We start from the raw sequence: 15,067 nt of genomic DNA, 5'->3' as shown, positions 1-15,067 counted from the left end.
TCCAGCGCTATTCTTGGGAAGACGGCGAGCGGAGAAGCGATATGGCCTTCACGAGACGATCCGCTCTCCTTGCGTCGGGGGCGGGGCTCCTATCCCCGAAAGCGCTCGCCAGGGCGAAGACGGAATCGTCGCCAATTCGCGAGCCGACGCAGAATCATCTGAATGAACTGAACAAGCTCGTCGTCGACGTCATGAAGAAGACGGGCGCGCCGGGAATGTCGGTCGCCGTGGTTTCGCTCGATCGCGTGCTTTACTTGAAGGGATTCGGCGTGCGCCGCGTCGGCGCGGCCGAACGCGTCGACCCCGACACCGTCTTCCAGCTCGCTTCGCTTTCCAAGCCGGTCTCCGCCACGGTCGTCGCGGGGCTCGTCGGAGACGGCGTCGTCTCCTGGGATCATCCGATCGCGCGAAGCCTGCCGGACTTCGCAATGAGCGATCCCTGGGTGACGCGCGAGATCACGCTGCGCGACATGTTCTGCCATCGCAGCGGTCTTCCCGACCATGCGGGCGACCTCGTCGAGGACATCGGCTACGATCGAGACGCGATCATTCGCCGGCTGCGCTACATCAAGCCGGACACGAGCTTTCGCACCCACTACGCGTATAACAACCAAGGGTTTTCCGCGGCGGGCTACGCGGCGGCGAAAGCCGCGGGAAAATCCTGGGAAGATGTCTGCGACGAGCGCCTTTACAGACCGCTCGGGATGGCGAGCGCCAGTTCGCGCTATGCCGACTTCGTCGCGCGCAGGAACCGCGCCTTCGGCCATGTGCGTCGCGGGGATCGCTGGGTAGTCGGCGAACAGCGGGATCCCGATGCGCAGGCGCCGGCCGGCGGCGTCTCGTCGTCGGCGCGCGACATGGCGACATGGATGCGGATGCAGCTCGGACGCGGCGCCCTCGACGGCCGCGAGATCGTCAAGCCGGAGGCGCACGGAGACACGCATTTCCCCCAGATCGCCACCGGACCGGCCCATGATCCGATGCGCGGGCCGACCTTCTACGGCCTCGGCTGGGACATCGACTATGGCGGTCCGGCCCGCGTGCGCTGGAGCCATTCAGGCGCATTCTCTCTCGGCGCCGCCAACTGCGTCTACCTCATGCCCGCCGAGCGGTTCGGCATCGTCGTGCTGAGTAATAGCGCGCCAGTGGGCGGGCCAGAAACCATCTGCCGCAGCTTTCTCGACATTGTGCTCACGGGAAAGATCGAGCGTGACTGGCTTGCGCTCTTTGGCGAGGCGTTCGCGAAAATGGCGGTGCCCACCTATGGCCGCGACGCCGATTACGCGAAGCCGCTCGCCAGCGCGCCGCCGCGCGCATCCCGCTCGAACTATGTCGGCGAGTATCGCAACGACCTCTACGGGCCGATCGGGGTGGTCGACGCCGCCGAAGATCTTTTGCTCACGCTGGGCCCGAAGCCCACGCCGTATCCGCTGCGCCATTACTCAGGCGACATTTTCACCTTTCAGCCGCCGGGAGAGAACGCCAGCGGAGTCAGCCCGGTAAGGTTTTCCCGAAGCGGCGACAAGGCGACCTCTGTCGTCATCGACTATTTCAATGGGAACGGTCAGGGCGTTTTTTTGCGCAAATGACTCGATAGAAGAGACAACAAATGTTCTTCGTCGGGCTTCGCCGCGACCAGCGTATCGAAGCCGAGCTTTCGAAGCGGCGCCGCGACATGTTCTGACAGCGCGAGATGCTGCATGTCCCTTAGCGCGTCGACGATTCCAGCGTCTCGCGCCAGCTCCAGAAAGATTTCCGCGCTGCGCCGTGAGTAGTGCAGGGCGGCGATGACGCGACGCGCGGCGATGTCGGATACGGCCTCGGCGGTCGGCGCCCGAGCCGCCCGCGCTTCATAGACCTCCACCGTGTGGACCTCGTGCCCCGCGCCGCGCAGACCCGCTTCCAAAATCGGCTGCCGGTCGCGTCCCGCGAGATAGAGGAAACGCGCCGCGCGCTGATAACGCTCGAGCAGCAGCGGAAGAATAGCCTCGGCGTTTCCCGCGACGATGTCGGGATCAAATCCGAGCCCGCGCGCCGCTTCGGCGGTTTTCTCGCCGACGGCGTGCAGCGGCGACCCGCTGAGCGCGCGTGCGTCGCCCGCGAATTCGACTCCCTTGGCGCTCGTCACGATGACGGCGTCATAGCGGCCGTCGCAAGGAATGACCGCGCCCGTGGCGGCGATCTCCAGCACGGGAGAGATCACCGCCGCACAATCCAGAGCCCGCAATTTCTCCGCCGTGCGCGCAGCGTCCTCGGCCGCGCGCAGCACCAGCACGCGTTTCACATAAGCCCCGCGACGCCATGCGGCAGGCGCAGCAGTATTTCCTTCCCTGCGTCGGCGCCGATCAGCGCGCCGTCGATGGCGCGGCCCTGCCGGCGCACGACATAGGCTTCCGCCCCATCTGCTTTCAGCACCTCGCCGACAAACGAAAGTTCGGCGCCGCGAACCTGCGCGTGGCCGGCGATCGGCGTGCGGCAGGAGCCGTCGAGAGCCGCAAGGAAAGCTCGCTCCGCGGCGAGCGCAAAGCCGGTGGCTTCGTCGAAAAGCGGCGCCAAGAGGTCGCGCGTGGCGTTATCGCCGGCGCGGCGCGTTATGCCGATCGCGCCCTGTCCGCAGGCTGGAGGAAACTCCTCCAAAGACAATAGCGCCGTCGCGCGGTCGGCGAGACCCAGCCGTTTCAAGCCGGCGAGCGCGAGCAGGGTCGCGTCAATCTCGCCGTTCTCGACCTTTCTGAGACGCGTCTCGACATTGCCGCGAAGCAGCGTCGTCTGCAGGTCGGGGCGCCGGCGCTTCACCTGCGCGGCGCGGCGCAGCGACGCGGTGCCGACCACGGCGCCGGCGGGAAGTTCGTCGAGCGTAACGCCGCCGCGCGAGATCCAGGCGTCGCGCGCGTCCTCCCGCGGCAGATAGCCCGCGATCATGATTTCGCTCGGCAGATGGGTCGGCAGATCCTTCGAGGAATGCACGGCGAGGTCGATCGTCCCCGCGATCAGCGCTGAATCGAGCTCTTTGGTGAAAAGTCCCTTGCCGCCTGATTCGGACAGCGGCCGATCCTGGATCTGGTCGCCCGTCGTGCGGATGATCTCAACGGTGAAATTCTCTTCGCCGCCGCCGTGCGCGCGCATCAACTCGCCGCGAACCATGTGCGTCTGCGCGAGGGCAAGCGGACTGCCGCGGGTTCCGATTCTAAGTAAGGGAGAAGTCGTCATTGTCCGCCGGCGCTTGTCGCGCGCGACTATAGGCGGGAACGCGCGAAGGGCAAGCGGGAGGAAGGTTGAAACGCTCTTAATCTAAAAAAGCGAGCGTCCGCTCCTGGGAGCGGACGCTCTTTTTTAGCTCCGCGCGGGCGTACTCTACGCGGCCCGGCGGTTTGCTAAACCGATCACCACCAACCGCCGAACAGGCCGGTTCCGAGACCCGCGCCAAGGCCGAGGCCCGCGCCGAGACCCGCGCCAAGGCCTGCGCCGAGGAGGCCGCCGCCATAGCCGTAGTAGCCCGGGCCGCCATAGCCGTAATAGCCGCCATACGGCCAGTTTGCGCCGTACCAGGAGCCGCCATAGCCATAATAGCCCGGCCGGTAGCAGCGGGTGTAGCGCATCGGACGATAGGCCGAGCCCCAATAGGTGTAGCGCGCCGGACGCGCGTACCCCCAAGAAGTCCCGCAGTGACGGTGCCAGCCATAATGAGCCCGGCAGTAATGCCTCGCCTCTGCGATACTCGTGGAGCCGATCACGGCTGTCATTGCAATCGCGGACGTAAACGCCAAGGCTTTAATTTTGTTCGACGCCATTTTCACCTCCATACAGTTTAGACCGAGCGCAACCTCAACCGGGACGTTAATGACCTCTTTGCCTTAACCATAGCGCTACGCAGCTCAAGATATCGACGCCGTTGGGGAAGCAACGATCTGCTGACCCAACTCGTATTCGTCGAGATCATGTCAAGAGGATTACCATTAATTCGCCAAAATTTAATACAGCTAACTTTAGCGCTGCATTTGAATACGTCTGCATCTGGAAACTGCTCAGTATTCGCTCTTTAAATCCCTGCCCAATCACAATTTTCTAACTTCCGTCCGCGCAGGGTATAAGGTCCGTTCCGCTGCTGGACGACCAGCGGCGCAGCTCTTTTTTTGCGCCGGGGAGTGCGCATGCGCGTTTTGGGCATTGAAACCACTTGCGATGAGACCGCCGTCGCTGTCGTGGCCGAGCGGCTTGGCGGGGAGGGCGGGGAGATCCTCTCCAACGAGGTTCTGAGCCAGATCGCCCGCCACGCCGCCTATGGCGGCGTCGTTCCGGAGATCGCGGCGCGGGCTCATATCGACGTGCTCGACCGGCTGATCCGGCGCGCGCTTGAGCGCGCGAAGACCGAGGCGAAGGACCTCGACGCCATCGCAGCCGCGGCGGGTCCGGGGCTGATCGGCGGCGTTCTTGTCGGGCTCACGGCCGGCAAGGCGCTCGCGCTTGCGCTCGGCAAACCGTTCATCGCCGTCAATCATCTCGAAGCCCACGCGTTGACCGCGCGTCTGACGGATCGGCTGGAGTTTCCCTTTCTGGCGCTCCTCATCTCCGGCGGACACACGCAACTCGTCGCGGTGAAGGGCGTCGGCGACTATCGGCGGCTGGGGTCCACCGTCGACGACGCCGCGGGCGAAGCCTTCGACAAGGTCGCCAAGATGCTGGAGCTCCCATATCCGGGAGGCTCGCAGATCGAGAAGCTGGCGGTCGAAGGCGACGCGCGGCGTTTCGACTTTCCGCGCCCGATGCTGGGCCGAGAAGGCGCCGACTTTTCGCTCTCGGGCCTCAAAACCGCCGTGCGGCAGGAAATCCTCAAGCTGCAAAGGCTCAGCGAAAGCGACGTCAAAGATCTCGCCGCCTCGTTCCAGGCCGCGATCGTCGACGTGATCGTCGACCGGGTGCGCTCCGGCGCGCGGCTGTTTACGGCGAGAGAGGGCCGACCGCCCCAGGGGCTCGTGATCGGCGGCGGCGTCGCCGCCAATGGCGCCATTCGCCGGGCGCTGATGCGGCTGTGCTCGGAAAGCGGTCTGCGATTCATTTCCCCGCCGGCGGCGCTCTGCGCGGATAATGGCGCGATCATCGCCTGGGCCGGGCTCGAGCGGCTGAAACGCGGACTGACCGACGACCTCGACTTTGCGCCGCGGCCACGCTGGCCGCTCGACGCCGCGCCGAGCCAATCGCATCACGGCAAGGCGTGAGGCGCATAGATGCGGCTTCTGTTTCCTGCGGCGCTCGCCGCCATGACGCTTGCGCCAACGCCGCAGCCGGCGGGACTTCTCGCCGAGGAGCCGACGTATGCAGGCGTGCGCGTCCTCTACGGTCCTGGCGAGGGTTTCGGCGCGGTGGATGCGCGCCTGATCGGCGAAGCGCGCCACTCGATCGATATGGCCGCTTACGTCCTGACCGATCGATCGCTGACCGCCGCGCTGGGACGCGCCGCCGTGCGCGGCGTCAAGGTGCGCATTTACCTCGATGGCGAGGAGATGGGACGCAGCGCCTCAGCGATCGAGGGGATCGCCGACGCGCCCAATATCGAAGTGCGTCGAAAGGGACGTTCGCGCGATCTGATGCATCTCAAATCTTATCAGGTGGACGGCCGCGTGCTGCGCAGCGGCTCGGCGAATTTCTCCGTTTCCGGCGAAGTCTATCAGGACAATGATCTGATCGTGATCGAGAGCCCACAGGCGGCGGCGCGGTTTCGCGAAACCTTCGACAGGCTCTGGTCGCGTCAGGACAATCAGCGGATCGGCGTAAGATGACGCGTGCGACGGTTGCAGTGCTTGGCGCGGGCGCGTGGGGCGTGGCGCTGGCCAATGTCGCCGCGCAAGGCCGCGCGCGCGTTCCCTTGTGGGCGCATGATCCGCAGGCCGCCGAAGAGCTTGCGCGAGACCGGGAGAACAAGCGCCGTTTGCCGGGGCTTCCATTCGCCGCCGCGGTCGCGCCGACCGGAGACATTTCCGCCTTACGCGACGCGGACATCGTTCTTGCCGTCACGCCCGCACAAGCGATCCGCATGACCGCGCGCGCCGCCCGTCCGCATCTGCGCGACGGCGCCGCCTTTGTGATCTGCGCCAAGGGCATCGAGCGCGATCGCCGCAAGTTCTTGAGCGAAGTCGCCGCGGAAGAGCTGCCGCAGGTGCGCATCGCCGTGCTGTCGGGGCCGAGCTTCGCGGTCGATGTCTGCCGCGGGCTACCAACGGCGGTCACGCTCGCGGCGCAGGACGAGGCGCTGGCGCGGCGCTTGTGCGAAGAGCTTTCGACGAAGACCTTTCGGCTCTATCGCTCCACCGACGTGCGCGGCGTCGAGATCGGCGGCGCGGCGAAGAACGTTCTCGCCATCGCCGCCGGCATGTGCCACGGCCGACAGCTCGGCGCGAGCGCGCAGGCGGCGCTCATCGCCCGCGGGTTTGCGGAACTGATGCGTCTCGGGCGGGCGTTGGGCGCGCGTCAGGAGACCCTGATGGGGCTTTCGGGATTGGGCGATCTCGTGCTGACCTGCGGATCGGCGCAGTCGCGCAATTTCGCGCTTGGCGAGGCGCTGGGGCGAGGAGAGTCGGCGAAGGACGCCGCGCATGGCAAGCTCGCCGAAGGCGCCTTTACCGCCCGCGTCATGGTCGAGATGGCGCGCGCGCATGACATCGAATTGCCGATCGCCGAGGCCGTCGACGCCATTCTTTCCGCGCGGCTCAGCGTCGAGGGCGCCATCGAAGCGCTCCTGATGCGTCCGCTCAAAGCCGAGGACTGACCGCCAGGCGCGCGGGCGCCGCGTCGCCTATTTCGAATCGAGGATCTCTCGGATCTTCACGGCGAGCTGCTCGAGGCTGAATGGTTTCGTCAGCAGCTTGACGCCGGGGTCGAGAACGCCGTTGTGCACGATGGCGTTGCGCGTATAGCCGGTCGTGAACAGAACCCGGAGGCTGTGCCGGCGAAACACCGCCTCGCGCGCGAGGCGCGCGCCGTCCATGTCAGGCATGACGACGTCGGTGATCATCAGATCGATGTCGGCGCGTCGGCGGATGATCTCGATCGCCGCACGTCCGTTCTCCGCCTCCAGGACAGAATATCCCAACTCTCTCACGCCCTGCGCGGTCACCCGGCGCGCGGTGTCGTCGTCTTCGACGATGAGCACCAGTTCGTCCGCTCTCCCGAGCGGGAGATCGAGCGGCCTTGGCGGCGGCATGGATATCTCTGCGTGGGCTTCCGCCTGATTGAAGCGAGGCAGATAGAGCTTGATGCAGGCGCCGCGTCCCGCTTCGGAATAGATCTTGATATGGCCGCCGGACTGCTTGACGAACCCATGTACCTGCGAAAGACCCAGGCCGGTTCCCTTGCCGGCTGGCTTGGTAGTGAAGAACGGATCGAACGCCTGCGAAATGACGTCGGGCGGCATGCCTTCGCCAGTGTCGGTGATCGCGATCATCACATACTGGCCCGGCTTAAGATCGGCGTATTGAGCGGCGTAAGCGTCGTCGAGATAGCAATTGGCCGTTTCGATCGTCAGCTTGCCGCCGTTCGGCATCGCGTCGCGCGCATTGACCGCAAGATTGACGATCGCGCTTTCCAATTCGTGCTGATCGATTTTCGTCAACCACAGGCCGCCGGCGAGCACGGTTTCGAGCTCGATTTTTTCACCAAGCGCTCTGCGCACCATGTCGGAGATGCTGGAAACGAATTTGTTGGGGTCGAGCGGACGCGGCGACAACGGCTGCCGTCTTGAGAACGCCAGCAGCCTGCGAACCATCGCCGCCGCGCGGTCGGCGCCGTCCATCGCCGAATCGATCAGTTGAGAATAATCGCCGTCCGCGCCCGCAAGCTTCCGTCGCAGCAAATGCAGGCTTGCGACGATGACGCCCAGCATATTGTTGAAGTCATGCGCGATGCCGCCAGTGAGATGGCCGAGCGCTTCGAGCTTCTGCGACTGCCGTAATTGGGATTCGAGCGCCTCGCGGCGCGTCGTTTCGCCAATCAGCTGGTCATAGGCGGCCTTCAGCGAATCGCGTGAGTTTTGCAGCGCGTTCATCTGCTTTTGGGTGTTGAGAAGCGAAAAAGCGCCAAGCGCGAAGATGATCCCGCCCAAGCTCCAGACGGCGGCGTCGAATTGGCCGCCGGCTGCATTGACGTCGCGTTCTCGCGCCTGGAGCAGACTTCGCTCATTTTCGATCATCGTGTCGATGATGACGCGCAGCCGATCCATCAGCGCTTTCCCGCGCCCGGATCTGACAAGCTGGACGGCCTTGTCGACACGGCTGGCGCGCGTGTCGGCGACCGCTTGGTCGATGATCTCGAGTCTTTCGCCAAGCAGTGGACGCATTTCTGCGATGGCCTCAAGCTGCTTGGGATTGTCCCTTACGCGCTCAGAAAGGCGGTCGAGGACGAGGGGTACTTTCCGCGTCGCTTCGGTGCAGGATTCGAGATAACGCTCGTCTTGCGTGAGGATGAAGCCGCGTTGGCCGCTCTCGGCGGTTTGCAGCAGTGCGTAGAGCTGATGAAGGTCGCTTTGCACCCAGATCGTGTGGCGCAGCCATGCGCCGGCCTCGCGGCGCTGGTACTCGGCATGCACGGCCACATAACTGGCAAGCGCCAGCACCGCGAATCCCAGAGCGATGCCGAACAGCCCGGAAGCGACGAATTTACGTGAGGGAGACATTTCGATCCGGCGAGGGGATGGACGCGCGGCAGTCTACGACGCGCGTCCGGGTTGCGAAAGGTCAGGGAACCTGCCGCACCGCGCCTTTCGCCGCGCTGGTCGTCATGGACGAGTAGGCGCGCAGCGCCGTCGTGACTTTGCGGGGCCGAGGCTTGGCCGGCGCGAAGCCTTTGGCGGACTGTTCGGCGCGCCGCGCCGCCATTTCTTCTTCGCCGACGCAGAGCGTGATCGTGCGCCCGGGGATGTCGATTTCGATTCGATCGCCATCTTTGACCAAAGCGATGGCGCCGCCCTCCGCCGCCTCCGGAGACACATGGCCGATCGAGAGCCCCGCCGTGCCGCCGGAAAATCTCCCGTCGGTTATAAGCGCGCAGACCTTGCCCAGCCCCTTCGATTTCAGATAGCTCGTCGGATACAGCATCTCCTGCATGCCGGGTCCGCCGCGCGGGCCTTCGTAGCGGATGACGACGACGTCGCCAGCCATTACGTCGCCCGTAAGAATGCCGGAAACCGCGGCGTCCTGGCTTTCATACACCTTGGCGGGGCCGGCGAATTTGAGGATCGACTCGTCAACGCCCGCGGTCTTCACGATGCAGCCGTCGAGGGCGAGATTGCCTGTGAGCACGGCGAGGCCGCCGTCCTTCGAAAAGGCGTGCGCCGCGTCGCGTATCGCGCCCCTTTCGCGATCGTCGTCGAGTTCCTTGTATCGGCGCTCCTGGCTGAAGGCGACCTGCGTCGGCACGCCGCCCGGAGCGGCGCGGAAGAAGGTGCGCGCGGTCTCGCTCTGCGTGACGGCGATGTCCCAGCGCGCCACCGCGTCGCTGATCGAGGGACTGTGCACGGTCGGAAGATCGCCGCGCAAAAGCCCGGCGCGCAGCAATTCGCCGAGTATCGCAATCACGCCGCCGGCGCGATGCACGTCTTCGAGATGAACGTCGGGCGCGGAGGGCGCGACCTTGCACAAGACCGGCACGCGCCGCGAGAGCCGGTCAATGTCGGCCATGGTGAAATCGACCTGCGCCTCATGCGCCGCCGCGAGAAGATGCAGCACGGTGTTGGTCGAGCCGCCCATCGCGATGTCGAGCGTGATGGCGTTCTCGAACGCGCCGAACGTCGCGATCGAACGCGGCAGCACGCTCTCGTCGTCCTGTTCGTAATAGCGGCGCGCGAGATCGACGATGAGATGACCGGCTTCGACAAACAGGCGCCGGCGATCGGCATGCGTCGCGAGGGTCGATCCATTGCCGGGAAGCGACAGACCCAACGCCTCGGTCAGACAGTTCATGCTGTTCGCGGTGAACATGCCGGAGCATGATCCGCAGGTCGGACAGGCGGAGCGCTCGATCGTCGCGACATCAGCTTCGCTGACCGTATCGTCGGCGCCCGCGATGATCGCGTCGACAAGATCGAGCGCGTGCTCCTTGCCGGCGAGCACGACCTTTCCCGCCTCCATCGGACCGCCGGAAACGAACACCGCCGGGATGTTGAGCCGCAGCGCCGCCATCAGCATGCCCGGCGTGATCTTGTCGCAATTCGAAATGCAGACCAGCGCGTCGGCGCAATGCGCGTTGACCATGTATTCGACGCTGTCCGCGATGAGATCGCGCGAGGGCAGGGAATAGAGCATGCCGTCGTGGCCCATCGCGATTCCGTCATCGATCGCGATAGTGTTGAACTCTTTCGCGACGCCGCCGGCCTTTTCGATCTCGGCGGCGACGAGCTGGCCGAGATCCTTCAGATGCACATGGCCAGGAACGAATTGCGTGAAGGAGTTGGCGACGGCGATGATCGGCTTGCCGAAATCCTCCTCCTTCATGCCTGTCGCGCGCCACAGGCCGCGGGCGCCCGCCATGTTGCGGCCGTGAGTCGTCGTGCGTGAACGGTAAGGAGGCATTGGTGTCTCGTCGTCGCGAAGGCTCGTCGCTCGAGCCTTTCCAAAGACGACTAGCGCAGCGAAGGAACCGTCGCAACCGCGGGCGGCGCGGAAGTCGCCGATGCGCTAAGGCTGGCGCGTCTGGCCCCTGCGCCAGTCGCGCGCATCGCTCTAGTCGCCGCCCTGCTTAAGCGGCGCGGCGCTCGCCGGGCGACACCACTTCGCTGACGCAAGCGCCAATGGCGTTGATCGAAGCGAAGCTTTGCCGCCGAAGCATGGAGACCGGGAATTCTACGTCGAAGGCCTCTTCAAGCGCGAGCATCGTGCGGATCGCCGCGAAGGGCGTCAGCCCGGCGCTGTAGAGATCGTCGGAATCAGACAGTTGTTCCACAGGGGTGTGCAAACGGCCGTGCTCCTGCAGCAAACGGCGTATCGTATCCATCATCGATCCAACTCCATGTCCGGCCGTTTCTCGGGGCCGCAGCGTTGTTGTCGCGATAAGCGCGGTTGTGTCCTGACAGTCGTAACTAGCGCGCAAAGGATTCGGGCGCCTCGCCTGAACGCAGGATGAATTCGCCGGGAGCGGCTCGAGATACGCCTTACAAAGGGTTAACCTAAATCTCGGCCACGAGCGGCGCTGTGGCCGTTTCTGTTTACCTGCGCTATGTTAGCGTCCATGCGGACGCCCCCACTTCTTGCGCTAACGATCGTCGCGTTTCTGGGAACCTGGTCGGCCGGCATCGCGCAGGCGCAGGATCCGCAGCCGCCGTCGATCGAATCATTCGGCGAAGAGGGCGGCGATTTCCTTTTCATTCCGGGCATTGGGCGGATTCCGCTGCCGCCGGGGAGCCGGGCGCTCGGTCCCGGACAAGGCGGACGCGATCTCTCTCCCGAGCGGCGCCCGCCGACCGCCGCTGCGCCGGCGCCGCCGAAGGACCCTGCCGAACGGCGCGCTGAAGAGATGGCGCGGCTCTATCTGCGCCTGGAACAGGCCGAGGACGAGCGCGAGGCCCAGGGCGTAACCGCGGCGATCGCCAGCCGCTGGTCGCGCTCGGAATCCGACACAATTAACTTGCTCGCGGCGCGCGCGCTTGCCGCCGACGCCGCCGGCGGGCCGGCGCTCGCGCTTCGGCTGCTTGATTATGTCGTGGCGCTCTCGCCGCGATGGGCTGAGGCCTATGTGCGTCGCGCCAAAGTTCGGGCCGAGCAGGGCGACGACAGCGGCGCCATCGCCGATCTCGAGACGGCTGCGCAACTCGAGCCGAAGCGGTTCGACGCGCTTGCGGCGCTCGGCGCGCTCGAGGAAAAGACCGGCGACAAGAAGGGCGCGCTCGCGGCCTATCGGAAGTCGCTCGCGATCTCGCCCCAGCAGGAGTCGCTTCGCAAGATCGAGGAGCGCCTGCGCATCGAGGTCGAGGGGCGCGACATTTAAAATTCCCTGGGGAGTGTGATGACGAGCGACAAGCATGCTGCAGGGCCGATCGCGCCCGAGGCCCTGGAGCAGCTCTTTACGGGCGCGCGGACGCATAATGGCTGGCTTGCCAGGGAGGTGCCGGACAGTCTGCTCGAGCTCGCGGTCGACTACGCCAAATGGGGGCCGACAAGCGCGAACTGCTCCCCGATGCGAGTCGTCTTCGTGCGCTCGCCCGAGGCGAAGGCGCGTCTCGCGCCGGCGATGTCCGACGCCAATCGTCCGAAGACGATGGCCGCGCCCGCCACGGCCATCGTCGCCTATGATTTCGATTTCCCTGACAGACTTCCGCATCTCTATCCGGCGACGGACGCCCGATCCTGGTTCGTCGGCAATGACAAGCTGATCGAGGAGACGGCCGTTCGCAACGGCTCGCTGCAGGGCGCCTATCTGCTTCTGGCGCTTCGGGCGGTGGGTCTCGATTGCGGGCCGATGAGCGGCTTCGACAGGGAGAAGGTCGACGCCGAATTCTTTCAGGGCACGCGGGTAAAATCGAATTTCCTGATCAACATCGGCTACGGTGATCCCGCAAAGCTCTACCCGCGCGGCCCGCGGCTGGCTTTCGAGGAAATTGCGACCATTCTTTAGGAGGCCAATCCAAATGACGCTGCGAATCATTCCCCAGCGCTTCGCCCCGCACGCCCAGGGTCTGCTGCGCATCGCCGCCGCCTTGCTTTTCATGCAGCACGGGGCCGCCAAGCTCTTCGGCGTTCCGCATGTCGCGATGTTCGACAACCTGCAGCTGTTCTCGCTGCTAGGGGCGGCGGGCATTCTCGAGCTTGTCGGCGGCGCGCTGCTGCTGGTTGGACTGTTCACCCGGCCTGTCGCCTTCATCCTTTCGGGCCAGATGGCGGTCGCCTATTTCTTTTTCCACGCCGGACAGGATCTTTGGCCGCTCATCAACAAGGGAGAGCTCGCCGCGCTCTACTGCTTCGTATTTCTGTTCTTTGCGGCGGCCGGACCCGGCGCGTTCGCATTGGACAGCGAGTGACGCCGCAGCGGCGCGACAACGCCGGCGACGCCCTTTCTATTGACATTGGGGAGCGGGACCATATTCCCTTGCGGTATGTCCGAGACGGCCGTCACCGCCAAGCGTCGGTCTCAAGCCCTGGCGCTGCCTAACCTGCTGACCTATGGCCGCGTCGCCGCCGTTCCGGTGGTGGCGGGTCTGCTCCTGGGCTTTACGGAGAACTGGGCGCGCTGGGCGGCGCTCGCCGTCTTCATAGCGGCCGGCGTGACAGATTTTCTCGACGGCTATTTCGCGCGGATCTGGCAGCAGCAGTCGCCGTTGGGGCGGATGCTCGATCCGATCGCCGACAAGCTGCTTGTTGCGACGACGCTGATGGCGCTCGTCGCCGATCGGACGCTCGCCGGCTGGACGATCTGGGCGGCGATCATCATCCTCTGCCGCGAAATCCTGGTGTCCGGATTGCGCGAACACCTGGCCGAACTCAAAGTTCGCTTGCCGGTTTCCGCAATCGCGAAGTGGAAAACCGCGGCCCAACTCGTTGCGCTGGGGTTTCTGATCGCCGGGCCGGCGGGCGAGGCGGTTCTTCCCGGCACGGTAAAGATCGGCGCGAGCCTTCTGTGGGCCGCGGCGATCCTGACGCTTTACACCGGGTTCGACTATCTGCAGTCCGCGTGGGACCATTTCGGGGAAGACCAGCCGGGATGAAAGTGCTGTATTTCGCTTGGGTGCGCGAGCGCATCGGCGTGGCGGAAGAAGAGATCGAGCCGCCGAGCGAAGTGGTCACGGTCCGTCAACTGATCCACTGGCTGTCGGGGCGCGGCGAGGGCTACGCCGCCGCTTTCGCCAATCCGGCGACGATCCGCGCAGCGGTCGACAGGACGCATGCGACGGCTGACGCGCCCATCGGCTCCGCCCGCGAGATCGCCTTTTTTCCGCCGATGACGGGCGGCTGACATGACGTCGCGGCCGGCGCCCTCGGTGCGCGTGCAGGCTGAGGATTTCGACCAGGGGCGCGAACAGGCGCTGCTGACGCAGGGCCGGCGGGACATCGGCGCGCTCGTCAGCTTCGTGGGCCTCTGCAGGGACGAGGACGGCGCGCTCGAGGCGCTGGAGCTCGAACATTACCCCGGCATGGCGGAGGTCGAAATCTCCAGCGTCGCAGAGCAGGCGCTTGAGCGCTGGCCTTTGCAGGGCGTGACGGTCATTCATCGCTTCGGCCGAATTCGGCCTGGCGAACAGATCGTTCTGGTGCTCGCCGCGGCGCGACACCGCGCCGACGCTTTCGCCGCCGCGGAGTTTCTGATGGATTATCTCAAGACCCGCGCGCCCTTCTGGAAAAAGGAGCGCCGCGCCGATGGCGGCGCCGGCGACTGGGTCGGCGCCAAGTCCGAGGATGACGCCGCCGCGGAGCGCTGGCGCTAGATCAGCTGCTGCGGCGCGATCAGATGCACCACCCACCCGTGGAGCGCGACGGTGGCGACCACGAGAAACAGCGTCGCCAGCGTAAAGACGTCAAGATTTTCCCTCGGCACGCGCATCATGGTCGGCAGGCCGACGGAAAAAACATAGATTCCGTAGAAGCCGAGGACATCCAGCCATCGAAGCCCGGGAATCAGGCCAAAGAGCGAAGCGAGCCAGACCGGCGTAAAGGAGTAGGCGGTCAGCATCAGGGCGCGTCGGTCGTCGGTCTTTCCTTCGAAATGCGGCGCAATGGCCGATATGACGAAGGCGACGATAAAGAACGCGGGAAGGCTGAGCAGATATTGGACGAAGGCGCGATAAAGCCCGCCCGAGAAGGTCGGATGCATGACGCCCTCGGAACCGTAGGAGAATCCGAAAAGCCAGGAGCCGAAGAAGCTCGCGAAGGGCGGAAGCAGCGCCAATATCGCAATATAACCGCGGTAGAGGTCTAAAGTGGACGTATCCTCTTCCGAGATCTTCGCCCATTCGGCCTGCGGCGTCAGGATTAAGCCCTTGATCCGCGACAGCAAATGCATTCCGGCCTCCATTGATTCGCCGCAAGCGCTAATTATCGAGGCGCCATGGAGCCGGGCTTGCGGGCGCCGGGTCCTCCATGCGAGGGAGAGT

The 15,067-nt window shown here is 65.1% G+C and carries 17 protein-coding genes; 10 read left to right on the top strand and 7 right to left on the bottom strand.

The window, feature by feature from the left end:
• Nucleotides 1-41 precede the first annotated feature (41 nt).
• Nucleotides 42-1,589, top strand: a complete 1,548-nt coding sequence (locus AC0X69_RS01890; protein WP_482610749.1) for a serine hydrolase — start codon at nt 42-44, stop codon at nt 1,587-1,589.
• On the opposite strand, the gene AC0X69_RS01885 is transcribed toward AC0X69_RS01890, so the two are convergent.
• The 3 genes from AC0X69_RS01885 to AC0X69_RS01875 form a co-directional block, all read right to left on the bottom strand.
• Nucleotides 1,565-2,284, bottom strand: coding sequence for a uroporphyrinogen-III synthase (locus tag AC0X69_RS01885; RefSeq protein ID WP_482610747.1), 720 nt, complete (start codon nt 2,282-2,284; stop codon nt 1,565-1,567). The genes AC0X69_RS01890 and AC0X69_RS01885 overlap by 25 nt on opposite strands.
• Complete coding sequence (gene hemC / locus AC0X69_RS01880) at nt 2,281-3,210, bottom strand: hydroxymethylbilane synthase (protein WP_482610745.1); 930 nt, start codon at nt 3,208-3,210, stop codon at nt 2,281-2,283. Before hemC ends, AC0X69_RS01885 begins: the two co-directional genes overlap by 4 nt.
• 173 nt (nt 3,211-3,383) lie before the next feature.
• Nucleotides 3,384-3,791, bottom strand: a complete 408-nt coding sequence (locus AC0X69_RS01875) for a hypothetical protein (protein ID WP_482610743.1) — start codon at nt 3,789-3,791, stop codon at nt 3,384-3,386.
• A gap of 360 nt (nt 3,792-4,151) precedes the next feature.
• Here AC0X69_RS01875 and tsaD point away from each other — a divergent pair, with 360 nt between their 5' ends.
• The 3 genes from tsaD to AC0X69_RS01860 are packed head-to-tail and all read left to right on the top strand — an operon-like array spanning nt 4,152 to nt 6,763.
• Nucleotides 4,152-5,216: a tRNA (adenosine(37)-N6)-threonylcarbamoyltransferase complex transferase subunit TsaD gene (gene tsaD / locus AC0X69_RS01870; protein ID WP_482610741.1), complete on the top strand. Its 1,065-nt coding sequence runs from the start codon at nt 4,152-4,154 to the stop codon at nt 5,214-5,216.
• 9 nt (nt 5,217-5,225) lie between these two features.
• Nucleotides 5,226-5,777: a phospholipase D-like domain-containing protein gene (locus tag AC0X69_RS01865; protein WP_482610739.1), complete on the top strand. Its 552-nt coding sequence runs from the start codon at nt 5,226-5,228 to the stop codon at nt 5,775-5,777.
• Nucleotides 5,774-6,763 carry an NAD(P)H-dependent glycerol-3-phosphate dehydrogenase gene (locus AC0X69_RS01860; protein WP_482610737.1) on the top strand — a complete coding sequence of 330 codons (990 nt, stop codon included), beginning with the start codon at nt 5,774-5,776 and terminating at the stop codon, nt 6,761-6,763. Before AC0X69_RS01865 ends, AC0X69_RS01860 begins: the two co-directional genes overlap by 4 nt.
• A gap of 27 nt (nt 6,764-6,790) precedes the next feature.
• On the opposite strand, the gene AC0X69_RS01855 is transcribed toward AC0X69_RS01860, so the two are convergent.
• From AC0X69_RS01855 to AC0X69_RS01845, 3 genes are all read right to left on the bottom strand, one after another.
• Nucleotides 6,791-8,665 carry a CHASE3 domain-containing protein gene (locus AC0X69_RS01855; RefSeq protein ID WP_482610735.1) on the bottom strand — a complete coding sequence of 625 codons (1,875 nt, stop codon included), beginning with the start codon at nt 8,663-8,665 and terminating at the stop codon, nt 6,791-6,793.
• A gap of 61 nt (nt 8,666-8,726) precedes the next feature.
• A complete protein-coding gene (gene ilvD, locus AC0X69_RS01850; protein ID WP_482610733.1) occupies nt 8,727-10,559 on the bottom strand; it encodes a dihydroxy-acid dehydratase in 1,833 nt (610 codons plus the stop codon).
• A 166-nt stretch (nt 10,560-10,725) separates the two neighbouring features.
• Nucleotides 10,726-10,983 (bottom strand): acyl carrier protein, encoded by a 258-nt coding sequence (locus AC0X69_RS01845; RefSeq protein WP_482610731.1) that lies wholly within the window; start codon nt 10,981-10,983, stop codon nt 10,726-10,728.
• A 231-nt stretch (nt 10,984-11,214) separates the two neighbouring features.
• Here AC0X69_RS01845 and AC0X69_RS01840 point away from each other — a divergent pair, with 231 nt between their 5' ends.
• The 6 genes from AC0X69_RS01840 (at nt 11,215) to AC0X69_RS01815 (ending at nt 14,401) form a co-directional block, all read left to right on the top strand.
• Nucleotides 11,215-11,970: a hypothetical protein gene (locus AC0X69_RS01840; RefSeq protein ID WP_482610729.1), complete on the top strand. Its 756-nt coding sequence runs from the start codon at nt 11,215-11,217 to the stop codon at nt 11,968-11,970.
• A gap of 18 nt (nt 11,971-11,988) precedes the next feature.
• On the top strand, nt 11,989-12,597 hold the full coding sequence (locus AC0X69_RS01835) for a malonic semialdehyde reductase (RefSeq protein WP_482610727.1): 609 nt from the start codon (nt 11,989-11,991) through the stop codon (nt 12,595-12,597).
• Nucleotides 12,598-12,610: 13 nt separating this feature from the next.
• Nucleotides 12,611-13,000: a DoxX family protein gene (locus tag AC0X69_RS01830; protein WP_482610725.1), complete on the top strand. Its 390-nt coding sequence runs from the start codon at nt 12,611-12,613 to the stop codon at nt 12,998-13,000.
• A gap of 75 nt (nt 13,001-13,075) precedes the next feature.
• Nucleotides 13,076-13,684, top strand: a complete 609-nt coding sequence (pgsA, locus tag AC0X69_RS01825; protein WP_482610723.1) for a CDP-diacylglycerol--glycerol-3-phosphate 3-phosphatidyltransferase — start codon at nt 13,076-13,078, stop codon at nt 13,682-13,684.
• A complete protein-coding gene (moaD, locus tag AC0X69_RS01820) occupies nt 13,681-13,932 on the top strand; it encodes a molybdopterin converting factor subunit 1 (RefSeq protein ID WP_482610721.1) in 252 nt (83 codons plus the stop codon). Before pgsA ends, moaD begins: the two co-directional genes overlap by 4 nt.
• A gap of 1 nt (nt 13,933) precedes the next feature.
• On the top strand, nt 13,934-14,401 hold the full coding sequence (locus tag AC0X69_RS01815) for a molybdenum cofactor biosynthesis protein MoaE (protein WP_482610719.1): 468 nt from the start codon (nt 13,934-13,936) through the stop codon (nt 14,399-14,401).
• Here the strand turns inward: AC0X69_RS01815 and AC0X69_RS01810 are convergent.
• The gene (locus tag AC0X69_RS01810; protein WP_482610717.1) at nt 14,398-14,976 is read right to left on the bottom strand and encodes a Yip1 family protein; all 579 of its coding nucleotides are present in this window, start codon (nt 14,974-14,976) and stop codon (nt 14,398-14,400) included. The genes AC0X69_RS01815 and AC0X69_RS01810 overlap by 4 nt on opposite strands.
• Between the last annotated feature and the right edge of the window lie 91 nt (nt 14,977-15,067).

This window comes from Methylocystis sp. Uni0008, assembly GCF_056838045.1.
This window is presented reverse-complemented; position numbering and strand designations above follow the sequence as displayed.

Excerpts from the sequence above, each read along its gene's own strand:
- AC0X69_RS01890 (WP_482610749.1), top strand. The coding sequence starts at position 42 with ATGGCCTTCACGAGACGATCCGCTCTCCTTGCGTCGGGGGCGGGGCTC.
- AC0X69_RS01815 (WP_482610719.1), top strand. The coding sequence starts at position 13,934 with ATGACGTCGCGGCCGGCGCCCTCGGTGCGCGTGCAGGCTGAGGATTTC.
- ilvD (WP_482610733.1), bottom strand. The coding sequence starts at position 10,559 with ATGCCTCCTTACCGTTCACGCACGACGACTCACGGCCGCAACATGGCG.
- AC0X69_RS01840 (WP_482610729.1), top strand. The coding sequence starts at position 11,215 with ATGCGGACGCCCCCACTTCTTGCGCTAACGATCGTCGCGTTTCTGGGA.
- AC0X69_RS01855 (WP_482610735.1), bottom strand. The coding sequence starts at position 8,665 with ATGTCTCCCTCACGTAAATTCGTCGCTTCCGGGCTGTTCGGCATCGCT.
- AC0X69_RS01830 (WP_482610725.1), top strand. The coding sequence starts at position 12,611 with ATGACGCTGCGAATCATTCCCCAGCGCTTCGCCCCGCACGCCCAGGGT.
- AC0X69_RS01860 (WP_482610737.1), top strand. The coding sequence starts at position 5,774 with ATGACGCGTGCGACGGTTGCAGTGCTTGGCGCGGGCGCGTGGGGCGTG.
- moaD (WP_482610721.1), top strand. The coding sequence starts at position 13,681 with ATGAAAGTGCTGTATTTCGCTTGGGTGCGCGAGCGCATCGGCGTGGCG.
- pgsA (WP_482610723.1), top strand. The coding sequence starts at position 13,076 with ATGTCCGAGACGGCCGTCACCGCCAAGCGTCGGTCTCAAGCCCTGGCG.
- AC0X69_RS01810 (WP_482610717.1), bottom strand. The coding sequence starts at position 14,976 with ATGCATTTGCTGTCGCGGATCAAGGGCTTAATCCTGACGCCGCAGGCC.
- AC0X69_RS01875 (WP_482610743.1), bottom strand. The coding sequence starts at position 3,791 with ATGGCGTCGAACAAAATTAAAGCCTTGGCGTTTACGTCCGCGATTGCA.
- AC0X69_RS01835 (WP_482610727.1), top strand. The coding sequence starts at position 11,989 with ATGACGAGCGACAAGCATGCTGCAGGGCCGATCGCGCCCGAGGCCCTG.
- AC0X69_RS01865 (WP_482610739.1), top strand. The coding sequence starts at position 5,226 with ATGCGGCTTCTGTTTCCTGCGGCGCTCGCCGCCATGACGCTTGCGCCA.
- tsaD (WP_482610741.1), top strand. The coding sequence starts at position 4,152 with ATGCGCGTTTTGGGCATTGAAACCACTTGCGATGAGACCGCCGTCGCT.
- hemC (WP_482610745.1), bottom strand. The coding sequence starts at position 3,210 with ATGACGACTTCTCCCTTACTTAGAATCGGAACCCGCGGCAGTCCGCTT.
- AC0X69_RS01845 (WP_482610731.1), bottom strand. The coding sequence starts at position 10,983 with ATGATGGATACGATACGCCGTTTGCTGCAGGAGCACGGCCGTTTGCAC.